General features: G+C 67.4%; 13 protein-coding genes. 3 read left to right on the top strand and 10 right to left on the bottom strand.

The genetic code is table 11. The features are described from left to right. Positions 1–41: 41 nt before the first annotated feature. From ASF16_RS24735 to ASF16_RS24725, 3 genes are all read right to left on the bottom strand, one after another. A complete protein-coding gene (locus ASF16_RS24735; protein ID WP_056173750.1) occupies positions 42–3,275 on the bottom strand; it encodes an efflux RND transporter permease subunit in 3,234 nt (1,077 codons plus the stop codon). Positions 3,276–3,450: 175 nt separating this feature from the next. Further along, positions 3,451–4,704, bottom strand: coding sequence for an efflux RND transporter periplasmic adaptor subunit (locus ASF16_RS24730; RefSeq protein WP_156372222.1), 1,254 nt, complete (start codon positions 4,702–4,704; stop codon positions 3,451–3,453). A gap of 478 nt (positions 4,705–5,182) precedes the next feature. Then, a complete protein-coding gene (locus tag ASF16_RS24725; protein WP_056173747.1) occupies positions 5,183–6,067 on the bottom strand; it encodes an alpha/beta hydrolase in 885 nt (294 codons plus the stop codon). Positions 6,068–6,257: 190 nt separating this feature from the next. On the opposite strand from ASF16_RS24725, the gene ASF16_RS24720 reads away from it, so the two are divergent. Together ASF16_RS24720 and ASF16_RS25790 are read left to right on the top strand one after the other, a co-directional pair. Then, the gene (locus ASF16_RS24720) at positions 6,258–7,175 is read left to right on the top strand and encodes a LysR family transcriptional regulator (protein WP_056173744.1); all 918 of its coding nucleotides are present in this window, start codon (positions 6,258–6,260) and stop codon (positions 7,173–7,175) included. A 202-nt stretch (positions 7,176–7,377) separates the two neighbouring features. Then, complete coding sequence (locus ASF16_RS25790; protein WP_235507508.1) at positions 7,378–7,695, top strand: VF530 family DNA-binding protein; 318 nt, start codon at positions 7,378–7,380, stop codon at positions 7,693–7,695. Positions 7,696–7,846: 151 nt separating this feature from the next. On the opposite strand, the gene ASF16_RS24710 is transcribed toward ASF16_RS25790, so the two are convergent. The 3 genes from ASF16_RS24710 to ASF16_RS24700 all read right to left on the bottom strand — a co-directional run bounded on the left by ASF16_RS24710 (position 7,847) and on the right by ASF16_RS24700 (position 12,921). Beyond that, a complete protein-coding gene (locus tag ASF16_RS24710; RefSeq protein WP_056173742.1) occupies positions 7,847–8,806 on the bottom strand; it encodes an alpha-E domain-containing protein in 960 nt (319 codons plus the stop codon). A gap of 1 nt (position 8,807) precedes the next feature. Then, positions 8,808–10,343, bottom strand: a complete 1,536-nt coding sequence (locus tag ASF16_RS24705) for a circularly permuted type 2 ATP-grasp protein (RefSeq protein ID WP_056173739.1) — start codon at positions 10,341–10,343, stop codon at positions 8,808–8,810. A gap of 91 nt (positions 10,344–10,434) precedes the next feature. Next, positions 10,435–12,921, bottom strand: a complete 2,487-nt coding sequence (locus tag ASF16_RS24700; protein ID WP_056173736.1) for a DNA internalization-related competence protein ComEC/Rec2 — start codon at positions 12,919–12,921, stop codon at positions 10,435–10,437. A 290-nt stretch (positions 12,922–13,211) separates the two neighbouring features. On the opposite strand from ASF16_RS24700, the gene ASF16_RS24695 reads away from it, so the two are divergent. Further along, positions 13,212–13,670, top strand: coding sequence for a RidA family protein (locus ASF16_RS24695; RefSeq protein ID WP_056173733.1), 459 nt, complete (start codon positions 13,212–13,214; stop codon positions 13,668–13,670). A gap of 258 nt (positions 13,671–13,928) precedes the next feature. On the opposite strand, the gene ASF16_RS24690 is transcribed toward ASF16_RS24695, so the two are convergent. The 4 genes from ASF16_RS24690 to ASF16_RS24675 form a co-directional block, all read right to left on the bottom strand. After that, positions 13,929–15,707, bottom strand: coding sequence for a methyl-accepting chemotaxis protein (locus tag ASF16_RS24690; RefSeq protein ID WP_056173732.1), 1,779 nt, complete (start codon positions 15,705–15,707; stop codon positions 13,929–13,931). A 392-nt stretch (positions 15,708–16,099) separates the two neighbouring features. Then, positions 16,100–18,460, bottom strand: a complete 2,361-nt coding sequence (gene parC, locus ASF16_RS24685) for a DNA topoisomerase IV subunit A (RefSeq protein WP_056173731.1) — start codon at positions 18,458–18,460, stop codon at positions 16,100–16,102. Beyond that, the gene (locus ASF16_RS24680) at positions 18,457–19,296 is read right to left on the bottom strand and encodes a lytic transglycosylase domain-containing protein (protein WP_369817193.1); all 840 of its coding nucleotides are present in this window, start codon (positions 19,294–19,296) and stop codon (positions 18,457–18,459) included. Before ASF16_RS24680 ends, parC begins: the two co-directional genes overlap by 4 nt. Then, the gene (locus tag ASF16_RS24675) at positions 19,274–21,259 is read right to left on the bottom strand and encodes a DNA topoisomerase IV subunit B (RefSeq protein ID WP_056173725.1); all 1,986 of its coding nucleotides are present in this window, start codon (positions 21,257–21,259) and stop codon (positions 19,274–19,276) included. Before ASF16_RS24675 ends, ASF16_RS24680 begins: the two co-directional genes overlap by 23 nt. Positions 21,260–21,355: the final 96 nt, after the last annotated feature.

Raw genomic sequence — 21,355 nt, 5'->3', positions numbered from 1 at the left:
CGCGGCGCGGACGGTGGTATTGAAAATGGCCAGGGAGCCCATCATTCGTGCTCTTGGCGGGGCGCTGCCAGCACGGGGTGGGCGCTGCCGCCGCCGTGCGGGTTGTGCGAGATGGGCGCCACGTGCGTGCCGTGCTCCACCAGCGGGCGGTTGCCAGCCAGCTTGCGCAGCAGCACGTAGAAGACGGGCGTGAGGAACAGGCCGAAGGCCGTCACCCCGATCATTCCGGAGAACACCGCCACGCCCATGGCGCTGCGCATTTCGGCGCCGGCACCGGTGGAGAGCACCAGGGGCAGCACACCCATCACGAAGGCCAGCGAGGTCATCAGGATGGGGCGCAGCCGCAGGCGGCTGGCCTCGATGGCGGCCTGCACGGGGGTGCGCCCGGCAAACTCCAGCTCGCGCGCAAACTCCACGATCAGGATGGCGTTCTTGGCCGACAGCCCCACCAGCACGATGAGCCCGATTTGCGTGAACACGTTGTTGTCGCCCTTGCTCAGCCACACCCCGGTCATGGCCGCCAGGATGCCCATGGGCACGATCAGGATGATGGCAATGGGCAGCGTCAGGCTTTCGTACTGCGCGGCCAGCACCAGGAACACCAGCAGGATGGCCAGCGGGAACACCAGCACGGCGGAGTTGCCGGCCAGGATTTCCTGGTAGGTCAGCTCGGTCCACTCGAAGGTGATGCCCTGCGGCAGCGTCTCTGCCGCAATGCGCTCGATGGCGGCCTGGGCCTGGCCCGACGAGTAGCCGGGTGCAGGGCCGCCGTTGATGTCCGCGGCCAGGTAGCCGTTGTAGCGCATGGCACGCTCGGGGCCGAAGCTCGGCTCCATCTTCATCAGCGCCGACAGGGGCACCATCTCGCCGGTGGCAGAGCGCACCTTGAGCAGGCCCACGTCTTCAGCCCGCGCGCGGTAGGCCGCATCGGCCTGCACACGCACGCTGTAGGTGCGGCCAAACTGGTTGAAGTCGTTGGCGTACAGGCTGCCCAGGTAGATCTGCAGCGTGTCGAAGATGTCCGTCACCGGCACACCCAGCTGGCGGGCTTTGGTGCGGTCGATGTTGGCGTACAGCTGCGGCACGTTGACCTGCCAGCTGGTGAACAGGCCGGCCAGCTCGGGCGTCTGGTAGGCCTTGGCCATGAAGGCCTTCACGGCGCCGTCCATGGCCTGAAAGCCCAGCGACGCGCGGTCTTCGATCTGCAGCTTGAAGCCGCCGGTGGTACCCAGGCCCGCCACGGGTGGCGGCGGGAACATGGCGATGAACGCATCCTGGATGCTGCCGAACGACTGGTTCAGCTGCCCTGCCACGGCGCCGCCGCTCTGGTCGGCGCGGGTGCGCTCGGCAAAGGGCTTGAGCGTGGCGAACACGATGCCCGAGTTGGAGCTGTTGGTAAAGCCGTTGATCGACAGGCCGGGAAAAGCGATCGCGTCTTCGACGTTCGGGTTCTCCTTCATGAGCTCGCCCATGCGGCGGATCACGTTCTCGGTGCGGTCCAGCGTGGCGCCGTCGGGCAGCTGGGCAAAGCCGATCAGGTACTGCTTGTCCTGCGCGGGCACGAAGCCGCCGGGCACGATCTTGAACAGGCCCACGGTGGCACCCACCAGCGCGAGGTAGATCACGAACATCAGCGCCTTGCGGCCGATGACGCGCTTGACGCCGCCGCTGTAGGCCTCGGAGCCGCGGTGGAACAGGCGGTTGAAGCCGCGGAACAGCCCACCAAACACCTTGTCCATGCCACGCGTGAGCGCGTCCTTGGGCTCGTTGTGGCCCTTAAGCAGCAGCGCGCTGAGCGCGGGCGACAGGGTCAGCGAATTGATCGCCGAGATCACCGTGGAGATCGCAATCGTGACCGCGAACTGCTTGTAGAACTGGCCTGTGAGCCCGCTGATGAAGGCCAACGGTACGAACACCGCCACCAACACCAGTGCGATGGCGATGATGGGGCCAGACACTTCCCGCATGGCGCGGTAGGTGGCCTCGCGCGGGGTCAGGCCCGCCTCGATGTTGCGCTCGACGTTCTCCACCACCACGATGGCGTCGTCCACCACGATGCCGATGGCCAGCACCAGGCCGAACAAGCTCAGAGCGTTGATTGAAAAGCCCAGCAGGTGCAGCACCGCGAACGTGCCCACCACCGACACCGGCACGGCCAGCAGCGGGATGATGGAGGCGCGCCAGGTCTGCAGGAACAGGATCACCACGAGCACTACGAGGGCGATGGCTTCAAGCAGCGTGTGGATCACGGACTTGATGGAGGCACGCACGAACTGCGTGGGGTCGTACGCAATGCGGTACTCCACGCCTTCGGGCATGTTCTTCTGGATCTCGTCCATGGTCTTGCGCACGTTGGACGAGATGTCCAGCGCGTTGGAGCCCGGCGCCTGGAACACGCCCATGCCGACGGCGGGGTCGTTGTTGAGCAGCGAGCGCAGCGAGTAGTCGGCCGCGCCCAGCTCCAGGCGGGCGATGTCACGCAGGCGCGTCACCGCGCCGTCGGCACCGGTCTTGACGATGATGTCGCCGAACTCTTCTTCGGTCTGCAGACGGCCCTGGGCGTTGATGGACAGTTGCAGGTCCACGCCGGGCAGGCCGGGCGATGCACCCACCACGCCGGCGGCAGCCTGCACGTTCTGGCCGCGGATGGCGGTCACCACATCACTGGCCGACAGGCCGCGCTGCGCGACCTTTTGGGGGTCGAGCCACACACGCATGGAGTAGTCGCCGCCGCCGAAGATCTGCACCTGGCCCACGCCGCCGATGCGGGCGAGACGGTCCTTCACATTGAGCACCGCGTAGTTGCGCAGGTAGTCGATGTCGTAGCGGTTGTTGGGCGAGACCAGGTGGACCACCATGGTCAGGTCCGGCGCGCTCTTGACGGTGGTGACGCCCAGGCGGCGCACTTCCTCGGGCAGGCGCGGCTCGGCCTGCGACACGCGGTTTTGCACCAGCTGCTGGGCCTTGTCGGGGTCGGTGCCCAAGGCAAAGGTCACGGTCAGCGTCATGACGCCGTCGGTGGTGGCCTGGCTGCCCATGTAGAGCATGCCTTCCACGCCGTTGATGGATTCCTCCAGCGGCGTGGCCACGGTCTCGGCGATCACCTTGGGGTTGGCGCCCGGGTACTGTGCGCGCACCACCACGGAGGGCGGCGCGACTTCAGGGTATTCGGAGATAGGCAGACCGCGCAATGCGATGAGCCCCCCGAGGAAGATGAGCACCGACAGCACCCCGGCGAAGATGGGGCGGTCGATGAAGAAGCGGGATAGATTCATGGATGCAAAAAGCTCGTGTTGGTTCACCCCCTGAGTCGCTGCGCGCCTTCCCCCTCTCCTTCGTTAGGGGGACACCCCCAGCGCGGCGGGGCGGCCCTTGCGCGGGGATGCTGGCGAAGTCATGCCCGTTGCACAGGCTTAGGAGACGCGCAGCGTTAGGGAACTGAAAAGGTGTTCAGACGGCGGGCGACTTGGTGTTGTTCTTGGCTTCCTTGCGATCACCCGCAATCTCGGCCTTGGCGGTCATGGGGACCGACTGGGGCGCCACCACGGCACCGGGGCGCACGCGCTGCAGGCCGTTGACGACGATGTTCTCGCCCGCCTTCAAGCCCGACGTGACCACGCGCAGGCCGTCGATGGGCGCGCCCAGCGTGACTTCGCGGTACTCGGCCTTGTTGCCCTCGCCCACCACCATCACGAACTTCTTGTTCTGGTCGGTGCCCACGGCACGCTCGTTGATCAGCAGGGCCTGGGTGTCGCGCGCCTGGCCCATGCGGATGCGGGCGAACTGGCCGGGGATGAGAGCGCCGTCTTCGTTGTCGAACACGGCACGCACGCGCACCGTGCCGCTCTTGGCGTCCACCTGGTTGTCGATGAGCTGCAGGCGGCCGGTGTGCGGCGTGCTGCCCGCGGTGCCAGTGCCCATCTGCACAGGGATGCGCTCGATGAGTTGGCGCGCGCTGTTGCCCCGTTGGCTGCTTTGCAGGTCGGCCAGCGCCTTCACCACAATCTGCTCGTCGGTGTCGAAGCTCGCATAGATGGGGCTCACCGACACCAGCGTGGTCAGCACCGGCGCGCCGGCACCGGCAGCCACCAGGTTGCCCACGGTGACTTCGATGCGGCCCACGCGGCCCGCCACGGGGGCGCGCACCTGGGTGTAGCCGAGGTTGAGCTTGGCGGTCTGCAGCGCGGCCTGTGCTGCGCGCAGGTTGGCGTCGGCCTCGCGCTGGGCATTCAGGCGCTCGTCGTGCTCACGCTGGGCAATGGCGCGTTCTTCGAGCAGGCGCGTGGCGCGCTCCATTTCGCTGCGGGTGTAGGACACGCGGGCCTGGGCGGCGACCACCTGGGCTTCGGCGCGGTCGACCTCGGCCGCATACGGTGCGGGGTCCACGGTGACGAGCAGGTCACCCTGCTTGACCAGCGAGCCTTCGCGGAAGTGCACGGCCTGCACGGCACCCGAGACGCGCGGTCGCACGTCCACACGCTGCACGGCCTCGAGGCGGCCGGAAAATTCATCCCACAGCGAGATGTCCTTTTGCACCACGGCAGCGACCGACACCGGCATGGCGGGCGGCGTGGCGCCTTCACCGTTGGCCTGGGCCGTGGGCGCCTGGAAGACGAGGATCAATGCAGCCACGGCAGCGGTGACGGCGGTGGCGATGGTGGCCAGGCCCAGAGGGCGGTTCTTGGAGAGCGGGTTGGTGGTCATGGTCGTTTCAATCAATCGTTGAGGCGGGCGTTGCGGGCGCGCCAGGGAAGTTGTTGTCTGCGCCACGCGGTGCAGACGCGGAAGAGGCAAAGGTCACGGCGGGATGGACGGGCAGTCTCGGCAATGACACGGTGGAAAGGTCAAGGCCCCGGCCGGCACGCCCGGGGCATCGGCCCGCCTGTGTCACAAGACGCTGCGGCGCAGCGTTCTGTGACCGGCGGGGTGGCTGCTGGCAGCCGTTGAAAAGTGCGTTGTGTTGTTCACGTTGTTATTTCCTCCGTATCGTTGACATCAGTAGCTCCGCCCGCCGTCCAACCCTCACGGGTACAGCGTGCAGAAATGCGCAGGCAAAGCCTCTCCCTCCGGCACGGCATGCCGGAAAAATCAGCGTTGAAAACCAGGGATTCGGTAGAGAGGCTGCAGTATCAAACCTCAACTTATGTTGAGGTCAACACCTTTTTGCAGCCCGGGGTTGTTGTCAGGAAGGCACCGGACATCGGGTGGCTTCGAAGAACAAACGGAACTGCTCTTGCGCCCCCGCAGCGCAAGGGCACTCGTTCGGGCCCGTTTGCGTCTGCAGCAGGGCATCGGGCCACTGCGCGGCCTTGGCAAACACATGGCAAGTGACCTGCAGCCCGGCGGCCTCGAGCCGGGCGGCGTAGGCCACCGCTTCATCGTGCATGGGGTCGGTGTCGCCCACCAGCACCAGCGTGGGCGGCAGCCCCGCCAGGCGGCGCGCTGCACCGGGCACGGCGTAGGGGTGGTCGGCATCGCGCGGGCAGCTCAGGAAATTGCGCCAACCCTCGGACCACTTGCAGCCGGTGGCGTCGCCCGTGGCTTCGCGCACCGACGCGGTGCCCACGCACGGGTCCAGCATGGGCGACAGCAGGATCTGCCCGGCCAGCGGCGGGTGCGACTGGTCGCGCGCCACCAGACTCACGGCGGCGGCCAGGTTGCCGCCAGCCTCTTCACCGGCCAGGTACACCAGCGAACCCTGCCCGCCCAGTTTGGTACGGTTGCGGTGCACCCACTTCAAAACGTTGTAGCCTGTATCCACCGGCTGGGGGAATGGCGTGAGGGGGTAGGCCACCGACACCACCACCGCGCCGACGCTCTCCAGCAGCGACGCCACCGTGCAACCATTGTCCAGATCGCCCGAGGTGAATGCGCCGCCGTGAAAATGCACGACCACGGGCGACACCTTGCCCGTCTTCTTGCGGCCATACATGCGCACGGCCACGTCCTGCCCCGCGGCCACCTCAATGGTGGAGTCGGTGCACACGGACGCCGCCTTGGACACCTTGGAAGGTGCGGCGTCGGACTGCGATGTGAAAGAGGACGAAGACGGTCTGTCGGGCTGCATGGCATGTACCCAGTAAATTGAGGATGGGATAAATGTAGTGGTTGCCGCCGGCCGGATAAACAGGTCAAACACCACTGCACTGTTTCCAAAAGCTCAACAATCAAACGGCAGCTTGCGTGTGAGAATTCCTCAGCACCCACTGGTGGGTGCTGCAGTTCCGGATTGCAGTTTCAGATTTCAAGGAGAAGCCATGGACCAGATACAGGCCATGCGCATATTCGTGCGGGTGGTGGAGGCCGGCACGTTCACCCGGGCAGCGGATTCGCTTTCGCTGCCCAAGGCCACAGTCACCAAGCACGTTCAGGCGCTGGAGGAGCGCCTGCGCGTGAAACTGCTCAACCGCACCACCCGCCGCGTGACGGTGACGCCCGACGGCGCCGCCTACTACGACCGCACGGTGCGCCTGCTGACCGACCTGGACGACATCGAGGCCAGCATGACCAACGCGCGCGCCAATCCGCGCGGGCGCTTGCGCATCGACGTGGGGACGTCGGTGGCGCAGTTGCTGCTGATCCCGCACCTGGCGGAGTTCCACGAACGCTACCCGGACATCCAGCTCGACCTGGGGGTGAGCGACCGCATCGTGGACCTGATCGGCGACAACGTGGACTGCGTGATCCGCGGCGGCGAGCTGAGCGACCAGTCGCTGGTGGCGCGGCGCATCGGCAACCTCGAATTCATCACCGTGGCATCGCCCGACTACCTGGCGCGCAAGGGCACGCCCGCGCACCCGCTGGAGATCGAGGAAAAGCACACCAGCCTGCTGTATTTCTCGCCGCATTCGGGCCGGCATTACCCGCTGGAGTTCCGCAAGGATGCCGAGTCCATCGACGTCTCCGGCCCGTACCAGCTGAGCGTGAACGAGGCCAACGCATACGTGACGTCGCTAGTGGCGGGCCTCGGTATCGGGCAGATCACGAGCTTTCAGGCCGAGCGGCATTTGCAAACCGGCACCCTGGTGCAGCTGCTGCCCGAATGGACGCAGCCCCTGCTGCCGGTGTATGTGGTGTACCCGCCCAACCGCCACCTGAGCGCCAAGGTGCGCGCCTTTGTGGACTGGGCCGCCGAGCTGTTCCAGCGCGAGGCGCAGATGCAGCGCAAGAACTAGGCTCCCGTGCCAAGCCGCGGCGCACCGCGCCGCCCCCTGAGGACGCGACACCGCGAGCATGGCGAAAGGCAGGCCTGCAGCGGTGGCAATTGCCAGCCTGCCGGTTTGCGCGACGCGGGTGCCTGCAGTCGGTATGCTTCGGGGCATGAGCACCCCAGAGACCACGCCATCCACGCCATCCACGCCAGCCGCACAAGGCGCAATAGCCGCCGCGCCTGACAGTGCACCCAACAGCACACCTGACAGCCCCGCCGAAAACACGCCCGAGAGCGCTCCAGCCAAAGCCGCCCAGCCCCGCAACCCGCTGCACGGCGTGAAGCTGGAGACCATGGTGGTGGCCCTGGCGGATTATTTCGGCTGGGATGAGCTGGGCCAGCGCATCCAGATCCGTTGCTTCCAAAGCGACCCCAGCGTAGGGTCCAGCCTCAAGTTCCTGCGCAAGACCCCTTGGGCGCGTGAAAAGGTCGAGAGCCTCTACCTCTTCATGCTGCGGGACCAAAAGCGCAACAACGAGGGCTGAGCCGGCTGGGGCTCACGCCCCTCCCACGTCCCACTTCCCTGCACGCAGACGCATTGAAAGAAGCCGCGGCGAGCCAGCAGCACAGCGCCGATGGCTGGGCCCCGTCACGGTGCCCATTACGGTGCTCGCTGCTTGATCTTCAATGCGCTTGTCAGTCGCCCGCCGCGACCAGAAAGTCGCGGCTGATGCCGCCGCCCAGGTCGTTCACCCGGTCGAGGAACTGCGTGAGAAACGCGTGCAAGCCCGTCGACAGGATTTCGTCGATGCGCCCGTACTGCAGATCCGCCAGCAGGCGGCCCGCGCGGCGCTGGGTTTCGGCCGACTGCTGGTTGGCCACCACGCTCAGGTTGTCCACCACCTCGCGCATGCAGGCGTGCAATGACCGCGGCATGTCGCGGCGCAGCACCAAAAGGTCTGCCACACGGCCCGGGGTGATGACGTCGCGGTAGACCTTGCGGTACACCTCGAACGCCGAGACGCTGCGCAGAATGGAGCTCCAGTGGTAGAAGTCGGCCTCCTGGTTGCGCTCGCTCGCGCGGCCGAAGAAGTCGTTCTCCACCGCGTGGAACTTCACATCCAGCAGCCTCGCGGTGTTGTCGGCGCGCTCCAGAAAGGTGCCCAGCCGCAGGAAGTGAAAGGCCTCGTCCTGCAGCATGGTGCCCAGCGTCACGCCGCGCGACAGGTGCGAGCGGTATTTCACCCACTCGAAGAACTGGCCGGGCTCGCGCTCGAAGGCGCCGCTCTCCAGCACGCGGTGCAGCTCCAGCCAGGTCTGGTTCTGCGTCTCCCACACCTCGGTGGTGAGCGCACCGCGCACGGCCCGCGCGTTTTCACGCGCGGCGCGCAGGCATGACAGGATGGACGACGGGTTCTCGCCATCGCGCACCATGAACTCCAGCACGTTGTGGGGCGTGACCTTGCCGTGCTTTTCGGTGTAGGCGGGGATCAGCTCGCTGATGGACAGCAGGCCTTCCCAGCCCTCCTGCACCACGTCGGCAGACTGGGGCAGCAACGAGGTCTCGTAGCTCACGTTGAGCATGCGGGCGGTGTTTTCTGCCCTTTCGGTGTAGCGAGACATCCAGAACAGGTGATCGGCAGTGCGGCTCAGCATCTCAAAATCCTCCCTCTGTTTGCGTCATCCCACCCATCGACTGTGATTGGGTCTGCAACTGGGATTGCGACTGGGTCGCCGCACCCGCCGCGTGCTCGCCCAGCACCCAGGTGTCCTTGGTGCCCCCGCCCTGCGACGAATTGACCACCAGCGACCCCTCCTGCAGCGCCACGCGCGTGAGGCCGCCTGCGGCCATCTGCACCTCGCGGCCGCTGAGCACGAAGGGGCGCAGGTCGATGTGGCGCGGTGCGATGCCGGAGTCCACATACGTGGGGCAGCTCGACAGGCTGAGCGTGGGCTGCGCGATGTAGCCGGCCGGGTTGGCCAGCAGCGCGCGGCGGAAGTCTTCGATCTCGGCATGGGTGGCTGCAGGGCCGATGAGCATGCCGTAGCCGCCCGCGCCATGCACTTCCTTGACCACCAGGTCTTTCAGGTTGGCCAGCACGTACTGCAGGTCGTCCTGCTTGCGGCACATCCAGGTGGGCACGTTCTTGAGGATGGGCTCCTCGCCCAGGTAAAAGCGGATCATCTCGGGCACGTAGGGGTAGACGGACTTGTCGTCCGCCACGCCCGTGCCCACCGCGTTGCAGATGCCCACGTTGCCGGCGCGGTACGCCTCCATGAGGCCATGGCAGCCCAGCGTGGAATGGCGGCGGAAGACCTGCGGGTCGAGGTAATCGTCGTCCACGCGGCGGTAGATCACGTCCACCCGCTGCAGGCCACGCGTGGTGCGCATGTAGACGAACTTGTCCTTGACCACCAGGTCCTGCCCTTCGACCAGCTCCACGCCCATCTGCTGCGCGAGGAAGGCGTGTTCGAAGTACGCGCTGTTGTGCATGCCGGGCGTGAGCACCACCACCGTCGGCTCGTCGGCCGCCGCGGGCGCGCTGGCGCGCAGGGTCTCGAGCAGCATGTCGGGGTAGTGGGCCACCGGCGCCACCTTGTGCAGGCTGAACAGCTCGGGAAAGAGCCGCATCATCATCTTGCGGTTTTCCAGCATGTAGCTCACGCCGCTGGGCACGCGCAGGTTGTCTTCCAGCACGTAGTACTCGCCTTCGCCCTGCGCATTGGCAGCGCGCACGATGTCGATGCCGGCGATGTGCGCGTAGATGTTCTGCGGAACGCTCAGGCCGGCCATCTCGGGGCGGTACTGCGCGTTGTTGAGGATCAGGTCGGTGGGCACGATGCCGGCGCGGATGATGTCCTGGCCGTGGTACACGTCGTGGATGAAGCGGTTGAGCGCGGTGACCCGCTGCACCAGGCCCTGCTGCATGCGGCTCCATTCGTGGGCCGGGATGATGCGGGGGATCAGGTCGAACGGAATCAAGCGCTCGTTGCCGGCGCCGCCCTCGTCCTTGGCGCCGTAGACGGCGAAGGTGATGCCCACCCGGCGGAAGATCATTTCTGCCTCGGCCCGGCGGGCCTGCATCACGTCAGGGGGCTGTTTGCTCAACCACTGCGCATAGCGCTTGTAGTGTTCCCGCACGTCGCTGCCATCAAAAGGCAGCATGGCGTACATCTCATCAAATTTCTGCATGGACTGGCCTCCTGCACGCAGGATAGCAAGTTGTGAGCCCATCTCCGGCGTCGCCGCCCTTCGGCACGTGGTGCCGTCGCAAAAAGTCAACTCAATCGGGCCGCGGCGCAATATTGTGCTGCCAGTAGTGCCTTGCACCATCGCGTTCGCACCCCACGTCGCCCGGCTGCGCGGACGACCAGGTGGCCGCGCCGCAGCGTGCGGATTCCACCACCTGGATGCCTCGCTCACGGTAGCGGTCGAACACGTCGGGCGCCGGGTGGCCGAACCGGTTGCGGTAGCCGGCCTGCACCAAAGCAGTGCGGGGCTGGACCGCCTCCAGAAAGGCAGCGGTGGACGACGTCTTGCTGCCGTGGTGGGGCACCAGCAGCACGTCCGCCCGCAGCGGAGCGCCGCGCGCCAGCAGGGCCTGCTCCTGCGGCGCTTCGATGTCGCCCACCAGCAGGGCCACCGGCGCGCTGTCGCCGGCGGCCGTGATGCGCAGCACGCAGCTCAGTGCATTGGGGCGGCGGGCCTGCGCGGCATCGCCCGCCAGCGGGTGCAGCACCTCGAAGGCCACACCATCCCAGGTCCACTGCTGGCCCTGCAGGCAGGGCTTGACAGGGCGCAGCGCCTGCAGCGCGTTGTCGGCTTCGATGGACCCGGTGAGTTCGGCCTGCGGCTGCTGCGCCAGCACGGCCGGTGCGCCACCCGTGTGGTCGATGTCGCGGTGGCTGAGCATGAGCACGTCCACCCGCTCGCCCAGCGCGCGCAGCAGGGGTACCAGCACGCGGTGGCCGGCATCGCTCTCGCGGCTGAAGCGCGGGCCCGCGTCGTACAGCAGCGTGTGCGTGGCGGTGCGCACCAGCACTGCATTACCCTGGCCGATGTCGGCCGCCAGCAACTCGAACTGCCCTGCCGCGGGCCGGGCCGGCTGCCACGCCAGCAGCGGCCACAGCAGGGGCAGTGCCAGCAACCGCAGCCGCCACGGCAGCCGCGTGGCCAGCAGCGCGCCGCCCGCCACCGCCGCCACGCCGGCCCACAAGGGCGCCACAGGCAGAAAGACCACCGCCCAGGGCCAATGGGCCAGCCACTGCAGCAAGGCGGCCAGCGGCTGCAGGGAGAGCGCCGCCAGGCTCCACAACGGAGCCCAGAGCACGCCGCCCAGCGCCAGCGGCGTGACCACCAGCGTCACCCACGGTATCGCCACCAGGTTGGCAGCAAAACCGACCACCGACACCTGGCCGAACAGCAGCACGCCCAGCGGTGTGAGGGCCAGCGTCACCACCCATTGCTCGCGCAACAACGAACGAAAATGTCCTCCGCCGCTTGATCCGCCTGCGCCACCAGCTATCGAATTAGTAGCAAACAGCACGCCAACGGCCACAAAGCTCAGCCAGAAGCCCGCCTGCGCAAGCGCCCACGGGTCCGCCACCACCACGGCCGCGCAGGCCAAGAGCCACACCTGCGGCCACGGCCATCGGCGGCCGCTGAGCTGCAGCAGCGCGATGGCGGCCAGCATGATCACGGTGCGCTGGGCCGGCACGCCCCAGCCGCTGAACAGCGCGTACGCGGCGGCCAGCAACACGCCCGCTGCCAGCGCCACCGACTGCGCCGGGGCCCGCAGGCACAGCCGGGTGGAGCGGCGCCACAGCGCGCGCACCGCCAATGCCGCCAGCCAGGCGAAGAGCGTGATGTGAAGCCCCGAGATGCTCATCAGATGGGCGACGCCCGTGGCGCGGAACACGTCCCAGTCCGCACGGTCGATGGCGCGCTGATCGCCCGTCACCAGTGCCGCCACCACCCCGGCAATGCGGGCACGGGTCGGGTCGTCACCCTGCACATCCCTCACCAGCCGCTCGATGATGGCGTCGCGCACCGCCTGCCGCGCGCGCTCCACGGGGTGCTGCCAGGTCGAGCCGAGCAGCACCGGCGCCTCGTCCTTGGGGCCGGCGCGCACATAGCCGGTGGCCTGCACGCCCTGCTCCCACATCCAGAGTTCGTAGTCAAACCCGTGGGGGTTGCGCAGGCCGTGCGGCGCTTTCAACCGCACGGTCAGGTCCCAGCGCTCGCCGGCACGCAGCGCGGGCGGCGGGCGCTGCAGGTCGGCCACGCCCGCCGCATCGCGAAAGGCGCCGCCGTACCACGCGATCTCGATGCGCGGCGGCAACTGCACGGGCGCGCCCTGCAGCAGAGCAGACTCCACGTCCAGGCGCAGGCGGGTGCCGGCTTCGTTGCTTTGCGGCATGGCGGCCACCATGCCGGTGACGCGGATATCACGCCCCTCCAGTTGCGGCGCGAGGGCATCGCCCAGGTAGTTTGCGGACCGCAGGCCGCCCAGGGCGAACAGCGCCAGCCCACCGGCCGCAAAGGCGATCGCCAGGGGCGCGAAACTCATCCATGCGTTGGCCCTGGCGCGCATGCGGGTGGCCGTCAACGCCCCCAGGGCCATGGCGATGGCTGCCACCAGCACACCGCCGTACGTGCCGGCCCGCCACAGCGCGGGTTGCTGCAACTGCAGTGCAGAGCCCACCACAGCGCCCAGCAGCAGGGCAGGCAACAGCCAGGGCCGGGGTTGCTGCGCCACCCGTTTCTCCATCTCCGTACTCTGTGGAGCGCCGATGCCAACGCTGCCTGCGATGCTGCCCGTGCTGCCCGTGCTGCAAGCCGCCAGCGCGGAGGAGCGGGCCGGTGCGGCATTAGAAGCGCTTATGTGGGACATAGGCTGATGCTAATGTGCCGGCAGCGTGCCGCGCCGGTGGCAAGCGCAGCAGGCTGTGTAACACTCGCGGCCACCCCGGGCACCGTCTGCAGGCCGCAACGCCAAGCGCATGCACCTGCGCACGCACGACCTCCCCAACGTCCACCCCTTCACACCAAGGAACCACCATGAGCGTTTACGACAAGCTGACAGAACTCAACATCACCCTGCCACCGGTGTCCGTGCCCGCCGCCGCCTACGTGCCGTTCGTGCAGACCGGCAACCTGGTGTTCCTGTCCGGCCACATCGCCCGCAAGGACGGCAAGCCCTGGGCTGCGCAGTTCGGCCGTGACATCGGCACCGAAGAAGGCAAGACCGCAGCACGCGCCGTGGCCATCGACCTGATGGGCACACTGCAGGCCGCCTGCGGCGGCGACCTGAACCGGGTCAAGCGCATCGTCAAGCTCATGAGCCTGGTGAACTCCACCGGCGACTTCACCGAGCAGCACTTGGTGACCAATGGCGCCAGCGAACTGCTGGGCCAGGTGTTTGGCGACAAGGGCGTGCACGCACGCAGTGCGTTCGGCGTGGCACAGATCCCGATGGGTGCGTGTGTGGAGATCGAGCTCATCGCAGAACTCGCCTGATCCCCTGAAGCGCTTCGCGCTGTCCCCGTTGAAGCGGGACGCCACCCGTGGCCCGGCGTAGCTGGTTCCACGGTGGCGCTGAAGCAGCCGCAGGCTGCGGCTGCTTCACAGGGCGAGCCGCATGTCTGCTCCCTGGGAGTCACCTGCGGCGCATCGCCAAATAAACGGAGCCGGTCGACCGACCGGCAGGCCACCTCACGCGCCGCTGGCGTGGTGCGGGCGGCACGACACCCGCAGCGCCGCGCCGCGATCCAAGATTCAGAAAGATTCCCAGTCTTCGTCGGCACCCTGGGCCACCTGGGGTTTGCGCGGCGCTGGCGCGGGCGCGGTAGACAGCTTGGGCGCGGCAGGGGCTTTGGCGGCCAGGGGGCGGGCTGCGGGCTTGGCCGCTGGTTTTGCGGCTGGTTTTGCGGCTGGTTTTGTGGGCGGCACAGCAGTGGCTGCCGACGCCCGCGCCGCACCGATGGCGGCCTGTGCGGGCACATAGCTCGCAGCATTCACCTTGAAGCGAGAGACCACCTGCGCCAGCTGGTCCGCCTGCTCGCGCAGGCTTTGCGCGGCGGCGGCGCTCTGCTCCACCAGGGCCGCGTTCTGCTGCGTCATCTGGTCGAGGTTGCCGATGGACTGGTTCACCTGCGACACGCCGGCGCTCTGCTCCGAAGACGCTGCCGTTATCTCGCCGATCATGTCGGTCACGCGCTGCACGGACTGCACGATGTCGGTCATGGTGGTGCCCGCGTCGGACACCAGGCGCGAGCCGGTTTCCACCTTCTCCACCGATGCGCTGATCAGCTCCTTGATCTCCTTGGCGGCAGAGGCCGAGCGCTGCGCCAGGTTGCGCACCTCGCTGGCCACCACGGCAAAGCCGCGGCCCTGCTCGCCCGCGCGCGCCGCCTCCACCGCGGCATTGAGCGCAAGGATATTGGTCTGAAAGGCGATGGAGTCGATCACGCCGATGATGTCGGCGATCTTCTTGCTGCTGTGGTTGATGTCTTCCATCGTGGCCACGACCTGCGTTACCACGGCGCCGCCCTTGCGGGCCACGCCGGTGGCACCCGCCGCCAGGCTGCTGGCCTGCTGCGCGCTGCCCGCGCTTTGCTGGATGGTGCTGGTGAACTGCTCCATGGCCGCCGCGGTCTCCTGCAGGTTGCTGGAGGTTTCTTCGGTGCGGGTGGACAGGTCGTGGTTGCCGGTGGCGATCTCGGCGCTGGCGATGGCGATGCTGTCCGTGCTCTGGCGCACCTGCTGCACCATGCGGCCCAGCGCGTCGCTCATGGTGTAGAGCGAGCGCAGCAGGTCGCCGAACTCGTCACCCCGGGTCACCGATTCCTGCATGCTCAGGTCGCCACTGGCAATGCGCTCGGCCAGGCCGCTTGCCTGCTCCAGCGGCCGCTGGATGCTGCCGATGAGATAGTACGCACCCACGATGATCGCCAGCAACAACAAGCCCACGGCCACGGCGGCGATTTTCACGGTGAGCATGCGCGATGCCCCCATCTCTGCCTGGCTGGCCATGGCGGTGTCCTGTTGCTGCTTCACGAAGTCCCGCAGGGTCTGCAGGTACGCGGCCACTGCGGGGTTGTACGACTGCTTGACCAGCACGACGGCCTGGTCCTGCTGGCCCGCGCTCTTGAGCTTGCGCGCCTCGCCGCGCAGGTCGATCATCTTCTTGCGGGCATCGGCGATCTTGACCATCTGCGCCTTGTCGGCCTCCGACAGCGCCATGGACTCCAGCGACTTCTGCACTTCGGTGATCTGCGCCGACGTGGCGGCGATCACGTCCTTGAACTCTGCTTCGACCGAGGCGTCGCTGCTCACGATCAGCGCCTGCGTGCGGGCTGCGTTGGTCTCCGTCAGGCCCGACCAGCGGATGGCGGCCTGCACGCGCGCCTCCATCTCCTTGGCCACGGCATCGGCCTGGGCCTGGACCTTGGCCGAGCGGTAGCCCGAGAACCCCACCACGGCGGCCAGCAGCACCACGATCAGAATCACTGCCAACCAGAGTTTGTGGGCCATGCGGACTTGCTTGGGCAGCATGATGTTCTCCTGCAGTGTTGTCTTTGTGTGCAGATGTTGCGCCCTTTCCAGGAGCGGCACAACCCGGAATGCCCCGCATAAGGAGGATTTCCGTGGGATAACAACAGCGTGCGCACCGGGCGGCAGGCCCAGATGTGAACGGCATTTCGTTGCGGCAGGGCGACCTTGGGACCAATCGGCGCACAGCGACAGGACGTTGTGCCGGGCCACCGAGGCGAATAACCTGCTGCAGCCCAGCTATCAATGGCAGCAGGATCGTCTGACCCGCAAACGGGTAATGTGGCGCAACAGACTGCGAACAGCGGCCCAAGAACGAACAGGTCGCCGCAAGAGGAATACAGACGAGGGCAGGAGGAAGGCGCCGACGTATCAGCGGCCTCTGCCCTACCCCGTCACTCCACGCGCGTGACGGCCGACGGCTTGAAGCCCAGGTCCGCCGCCTTGCCCTTGCGCCCCCGCGCAGCGCGGGCGTTGTTCAGGGACCGGATCTCCAGCGTCTCGTCGCGCTGCTTGCCGCCGCGGCCGATGCCGTCGATGCGGATGCTGCGCGTGTACGCCGCGGCGCCCGCCAGGGTGTCCTTGTCTTCCAGGTCGATCAGCATCAGGCCCCGGCCGCCGTTGGCCATGGTTTTCAGTTCAGCGATCTCGAAGGTGAGGATGCGCCCGCCCGCCGAGGCGCAGGCCACGTGCGTCGCCGGCGCCAGGGCCGGAACGCTGGTGCTGGACGTACCTGCCGCATGCGAGGGCTGGCACAGCGTCTCGCCCTCGCCCAGGGTGATGAACGACTTGCCGCCCTTCTGGCGCGAGACCATGTTCTCCACCGACGCCAGAAAGCCGTAGCCGCCCGAGCCGGCCAGCAGCAGCGAGGCCTGCGCCGGTCCGGCAAAGTAGTACAGCAGCTGCGTGCCCGACTCGAGCTCGATCAGCGTGGTCACCGGCTGGCCGTCGCCCCGCGCGCCCGGCAGCGCCGACACCGGCACGGAATACACGCGCCCGTTGCTGCCGAAGGCCAGCAGCGTGTCGACCGTGCGGCATTCGAAGGTGTTGTACAGGCCGTCGCCGGCCTTGAAGGCAAAGCTGGCGGACTCGTGGCCATGGCCGGTGCGTGCGCGCGCCCAGCCCTTTTGCGAGACGATCACCGTCACCGGCTCGTCCACCACCTTGACCTCGGCCACAGCCTTTTTCTCGGCCTGGATCAGCGTGCGGCGCGCGTCGGCAAAGGTCTTGGCATCGGCCTCGATCTCCTTGACCATCAGGCGGCGCAGCGAGCTGGGGTTGTTCAGGATGTCTTCGAGCTTGCCCTGGCTTTCGCGCAGCTCCTTGAGCTCCTGCTCGATCTTGATCGCCTCCAAGCGCGCCAATTGGCGCAGGCGGATTTCAAGGATGTCTTCGGCCTGCCGGTCGCTGAGGTTGAAGCGCGCGATCAGCGCGGCCTTCGGATCTTCCGCCTGGCGGATGATGGCGATCACCTCGTCGATGTTGAGCAGAACGATCTGCCGCCCTTCGAGGATGTGGATGCGCTCCAGCACCTTGCCCAAACGTTGCTGCGTGCGGCGGGTGATGGTGGCTTGGCGGAAGGCAATCCACTCTTCCAGCATCTGCCGCAGGGATTTCTGCGTGGGCTTGCCATCGAGCCCCACCATCGTGAGGTTGATGGGGGCCGACGACTCAAGGCTGGTGTGCGCCAGCAGCGCGGTGATGAGTTCCTGCTGCGGCGTCTTGCCGGTCTTGGGCTCGAACACGAGGCGCACGGGCGCGTCCTTGCTGGACTCGTCGCGCACGACGTCCAGCACGGCCAGCATGCTGGCCTTGAGCTGCGTCTGGTCCTGCGACAGCGCCTTCTTGCCGGTCTTGACCTTGGGGTTGGTGATCTCTTCGATCTCTTCGAGCACCTTCTGCGTGCTCACGCCCGGGGGTAGCTCGTTGACCACCAGTTGCCATTGGCCGCGCGCCAGGTCCTCGATCTTCCAGCGTGCGCGCACCTTGAGGCTGCCGCGGCCGGTGCGGTAAGCGTCTGCAATGTCGGACGCCGCGCTGATGATCTGGCCGCCGCCCGGGTAGTCCGGGCCGGGCACCAGGGCCAGCAGGTCTTCCTGGCTCAGTGCGGGGGTCTTGATGAGCGCGATGCACGCATCGGCGATCTCGCGCAGGTTGTGGCTGGGGATCTCGGTGGCCAGGCCCACGGCGATGCCGCTGGCGCCGTTGAGCAGCGCGAACGGCAGGCGTGCAGGCAGCTGGCGCGGCTCCTGCACGCTGCCGTCGTAGTTGGGCATGAAGTCGACCGTGCCTTCGTCGATCTCGTCGAGCAGCAGGCTGGTGATGCGCGACAGGCGCGCCTCGGTGTAGCGCATCGCCGCAGCGCCATCGCCGTCGCGGCTGCCGAAGTTGCCCTGGCCGTCGATCAGCGGGTAGCGCTGGGCAAAGTCCTGCGCCATGCGCACCAGCGCGTCGTAGGCCGACTGGTCACCGTGCGGGTGGTACTTGCCCAGCACATCGCCGACCACGCGGGCGCTCTTGACCGGCTTGGCCGCCGTGGTGCGCGTAGGGCCGCTGTAGCCCAGGCCCATGCGGTCCATCGAGAACAAGATGCGCCGCTGCACGGGCTTGAGGCCATCGCACACATCGGGCAGCGCGCGGCCCTTGACGACCGAGAGTGCGTACTCCAGGTACGCACGCTGGGCGTAGCCGGCCAGGCCCTGGGAATCGCCGCCGTCGTCGGAGGCCGGAAAATCGAGAGTGGGTTGGTCGCTCATTCGTTCTTGTTGGAGTCAGATTCAATCGGTGGGGGCGTCTGCGCCACCCGCGTGGGCGGCAGGTTGCCCCGGTTCACGGCGCCGCCCGACAGTTCCATGCGCACGCGGCCCGGCGCGGCGCGCTGGGCCAGCACCGGCGCCGGCGGCTTGAGCTGGTGGTACAGGCCCATCACGGTGCGCACATAGTTTTGCGTTTCCTTGTACGCCGGCACCTGGTTGCCGGCGCGCTGCACCGCGCCTTCGCCCGCGTTGTAGGCCGCCAGTGCCAGGTCCAGCCGCTCGGGAAACATGTCGATCAGGTGGCGCAGGTAGCGCGTGCCCGCGGGCACGTTCACGGCCGGGTCGGCCAGTTTCTTCTCGACCGAGCGCTTGGCGTCGGCACTGACCCCGAAGCGCGTGGCGGTGGCCGGCATCACCTGCATGAGCCCCACGGCACCCTTGGGCGACACGGCGCCCGCGTCGAACCCGGACTCGGTGGCGATCAGGGCCTGGAGCAGTTCATAGTCGATGTCATGCCGGGCCGCTGCCGCGCGCAGATGGTGCTTCACCCGCTTGTAGTCCGGCGCGATGTCGAAAAAAGCCAGCAGCCGCGCGCCTGCCGGCGGCAGCGCATTCGGCATGGGCGGCGCACCTGCGGGCACATCGCGCGTGGAGTCGAACTCGTTGCCCTTGAAGAACAGGTGGTAGTTGGCGTCCACCTGCTCCGGCGCAAAGTGCGTCACGCCACGCGCGTCGACAAAGGCCCACAGGTCGGCGTGGGCCGCGCCGTGCGCCAGGCACAGCAGCAGGCCCGCGCACGCCAGGCGCAGGCGGTCAGATGTCGATGTCGACCGCATCGCCATGCAGCTCCATCAGCTCGCGGCGCGAGGCGGCTTCACCCTTGCCCATGAGCTTGGTGATCAGCGCCTCGGTCGCGGCGAAGTCCATGTCGCCCAGCTGCACCGGCATCAGGCGGCGGGTGTCGGGGTTGAGCGTGGTTTCCCACAGGTGCTCGGCGTTCATCTCGCCCAGGCCCTTGAAGCGGCTGACCTGGCACTTCTCGCGCGCCACGCCGTCCTTGGCGCATTTGTCGAGGATGGCGGTGAGCTCGCCCTCGTCCAGCGCATACATCTTGGCTGCGGGCTTCTTGCCGCGCGCCGGCACGTCCACACGGAACAGCGGCGGGCGCGCCACATAGATGTGGCCGGCCTCAATGAGCTTGGGAAAGTGGCGAAAGAACAGCGTGAGCAGCAGCACCTGGATGTGCGAGCCGTCCACGTCGGCGTCACTCAAGATGCAGACCTTGCCGTAGCGCAGGCCCGAGAGGTCGGGCGTGTCGTTCGGCCCATGCGGGTCTACGCCGATGGCCACCGAGATGTCGTGGATTTCGTTGTTGGCGAACAGGCGGTCGCGCTCCACCTCCCAGGTGTTGAGCACCTTGCCGCGCAGCGGCAGGATGGCCTGGCTTTCCTTGTCGCGGCCCATCTTGGCGCTGCCGCCGGCCGAGTCACCCTCGACAAGGAACACTTCGTTGTGGGCGATGTCGCGGCTTTCGCAGTCGGTGAGCTTGCCGGGCAGCACGGCCACGCCGGAGCCCTTGCGCTTTTCGACCTTCTGGCCGGCCTTCTGGCGGGTCTGCGCGGCCTTGATGGCCAGCTCGGCCAGCTTCTTGCCGTAGTCGACGTGCTGGTTGAGCCACAGCTCGAGTGCCGGCCGCACGAAGCCGGACACCAGACGCACCGCATCGCGCGAGTTGAGCCGCTCCTTGATCTGGCCCTGGAACTGCGGGTCCAGCACCTTGGCACTGAGCACGTAGCTCGCGCGGGCGAACACGTCTTCGGGCAGCAGCTTCACGCCCTTGGGCAGCAGGCTGTGCAGTTCGATGAAACTCTTGACCGCGTTGAACAAACCGTCGCGCAGGCCGCTTTCGTGCGTGCCGCCGGCGCTGGTGGGGATCAGGTTGACGTAGCTTTCGCGCATGGGCTGGCCGTCTTCGGTGAAAGCCACGCACCACGACGCGCCCTCGCCCTCGGCAAAGCTCTCGTTGTGGCGGTCGGCAAAGCCCTCGCCCTCGAACAGCGGGATCACCGGCTCGCCGTGCAGCGTCTGCATCAGGTAGTCGCGCAGGCCGCCTTTGTACTGCCAGGTTTGCGTGTCGCGGGTCTTTTCGTTGACGAGCTGCACCGTGACGCCCGGCATCAGCACGGCCTTGCTGCGCAGCAGGTGGGTGAGCTCGCCCATGGGCAGCGCGCTCGACTCGAAATACTTGGCATCGGGCCACACGCGCACCGAGGTGCCCTGCTTGCGCTCGCCCACTTCCAGCGCACGCGCCACCAGGGGCTCGATCACGTCGCCGGCAGAAAACACCAGGCGCGCCATTTTGCCTTCGCGGTAGCTGGTGGCCTCCAACCGGGTGGCCAGTGCGTTGGTGACCGACACACCCACACCGTGCAGGCCGCCCGAAAAGCTGTACGCGCCGCCCTTGCCCTTGTCGAACTTGCCGCCCGCATGCAGGCGGGTGAACACCAGCTCGATCACCGGCGCCTTTTCTTCGGGGTGCATGCCGAACGGGATGCCGCGGCCGTCGTCCTCGACGCTCACCGAGCCGTCGGCGTGCAGCGTGACGCGGATCTTCTTGCCGTGGCCGGCCAGGGCTTCGTCGGCGGCGTTGTCCAGCACTTCCTGGATGATGTGCAGCGGGTTGTCGGTGCGGGTGTACATGCCCGGGCGCTGCTTGACGGGCTCCAGGCCCTTGAGCACACGGATGGACCCTTCGGAATATTCACTACTGGTGGACACGGAAGACGGTTTGGCAGACATAGCGGCGGATTGTAGTGCGGCAGCGGGCCAATAGCTGGATGGAAAACCAGTGACGACAGCACTGTCAAAGGCGGTGGTGGCGGTCCACGCGGTGCC

This window comes from Acidovorax sp. Leaf78, assembly GCF_001422735.1.
Lineage (GTDB): Bacteria > Pseudomonadota > Gammaproteobacteria > Burkholderiales > Burkholderiaceae_C > Acidovorax.
Note: the sequence above shows the minus strand (reverse complement) of the source record. Positions and strands in the feature narration are given on the sequence as shown.

Excerpts from the sequence above, each read along its gene's own strand:
- ASF16_RS24725 (WP_056173747.1), bottom strand. The coding sequence starts at position 6,067 with ATGCAGCCCGACAGACCGTCTTCGTCCTCTTTCACATCGCAGTCCGAC.
- parC (WP_056173731.1), bottom strand. The coding sequence starts at position 18,460 with ATGAGCGACCAACCCACTCTCGATTTTCCGGCCTCCGACGACGGCGGC.
- ASF16_RS24700 (WP_056173736.1), bottom strand. The coding sequence starts at position 12,921 with ATGGAGAAACGGGTGGCGCAGCAACCCCGGCCCTGGCTGTTGCCTGCC.
- ASF16_RS24705 (WP_056173739.1), bottom strand. The coding sequence starts at position 10,343 with ATGCAGAAATTTGATGAGATGTACGCCATGCTGCCTTTTGATGGCAGC.
- ASF16_RS24675 (WP_056173725.1), bottom strand. The coding sequence starts at position 21,259 with ATGTCTGCCAAACCGTCTTCCGTGTCCACCAGTAGTGAATATTCCGAA.
- ASF16_RS24680 (WP_369817193.1), bottom strand. The coding sequence starts at position 19,296 with ATGCGGTCGACATCGACATCTGACCGCCTGCGCCTGGCGTGCGCGGGC.
- ASF16_RS24690 (WP_056173732.1), bottom strand. The coding sequence starts at position 15,707 with ATGCTGCCCAAGCAAGTCCGCATGGCCCACAAACTCTGGTTGGCAGTG.
- ASF16_RS24720 (WP_056173744.1), top strand. The coding sequence starts at position 6,258 with ATGGACCAGATACAGGCCATGCGCATATTCGTGCGGGTGGTGGAGGCC.
- ASF16_RS24730 (WP_156372222.1), bottom strand. The coding sequence starts at position 4,704 with ATGACCACCAACCCGCTCTCCAAGAACCGCCCTCTGGGCCTGGCCACC.
- ASF16_RS24710 (WP_056173742.1), bottom strand. The coding sequence starts at position 8,806 with ATGCTGAGCCGCACTGCCGATCACCTGTTCTGGATGTCTCGCTACACC.
- ASF16_RS24695 (WP_056173733.1), top strand. The coding sequence starts at position 13,212 with ATGAGCGTTTACGACAAGCTGACAGAACTCAACATCACCCTGCCACCG.
- ASF16_RS24735 (WP_056173750.1), bottom strand. The coding sequence starts at position 3,275 with ATGAATCTATCCCGCTTCTTCATCGACCGCCCCATCTTCGCCGGGGTG.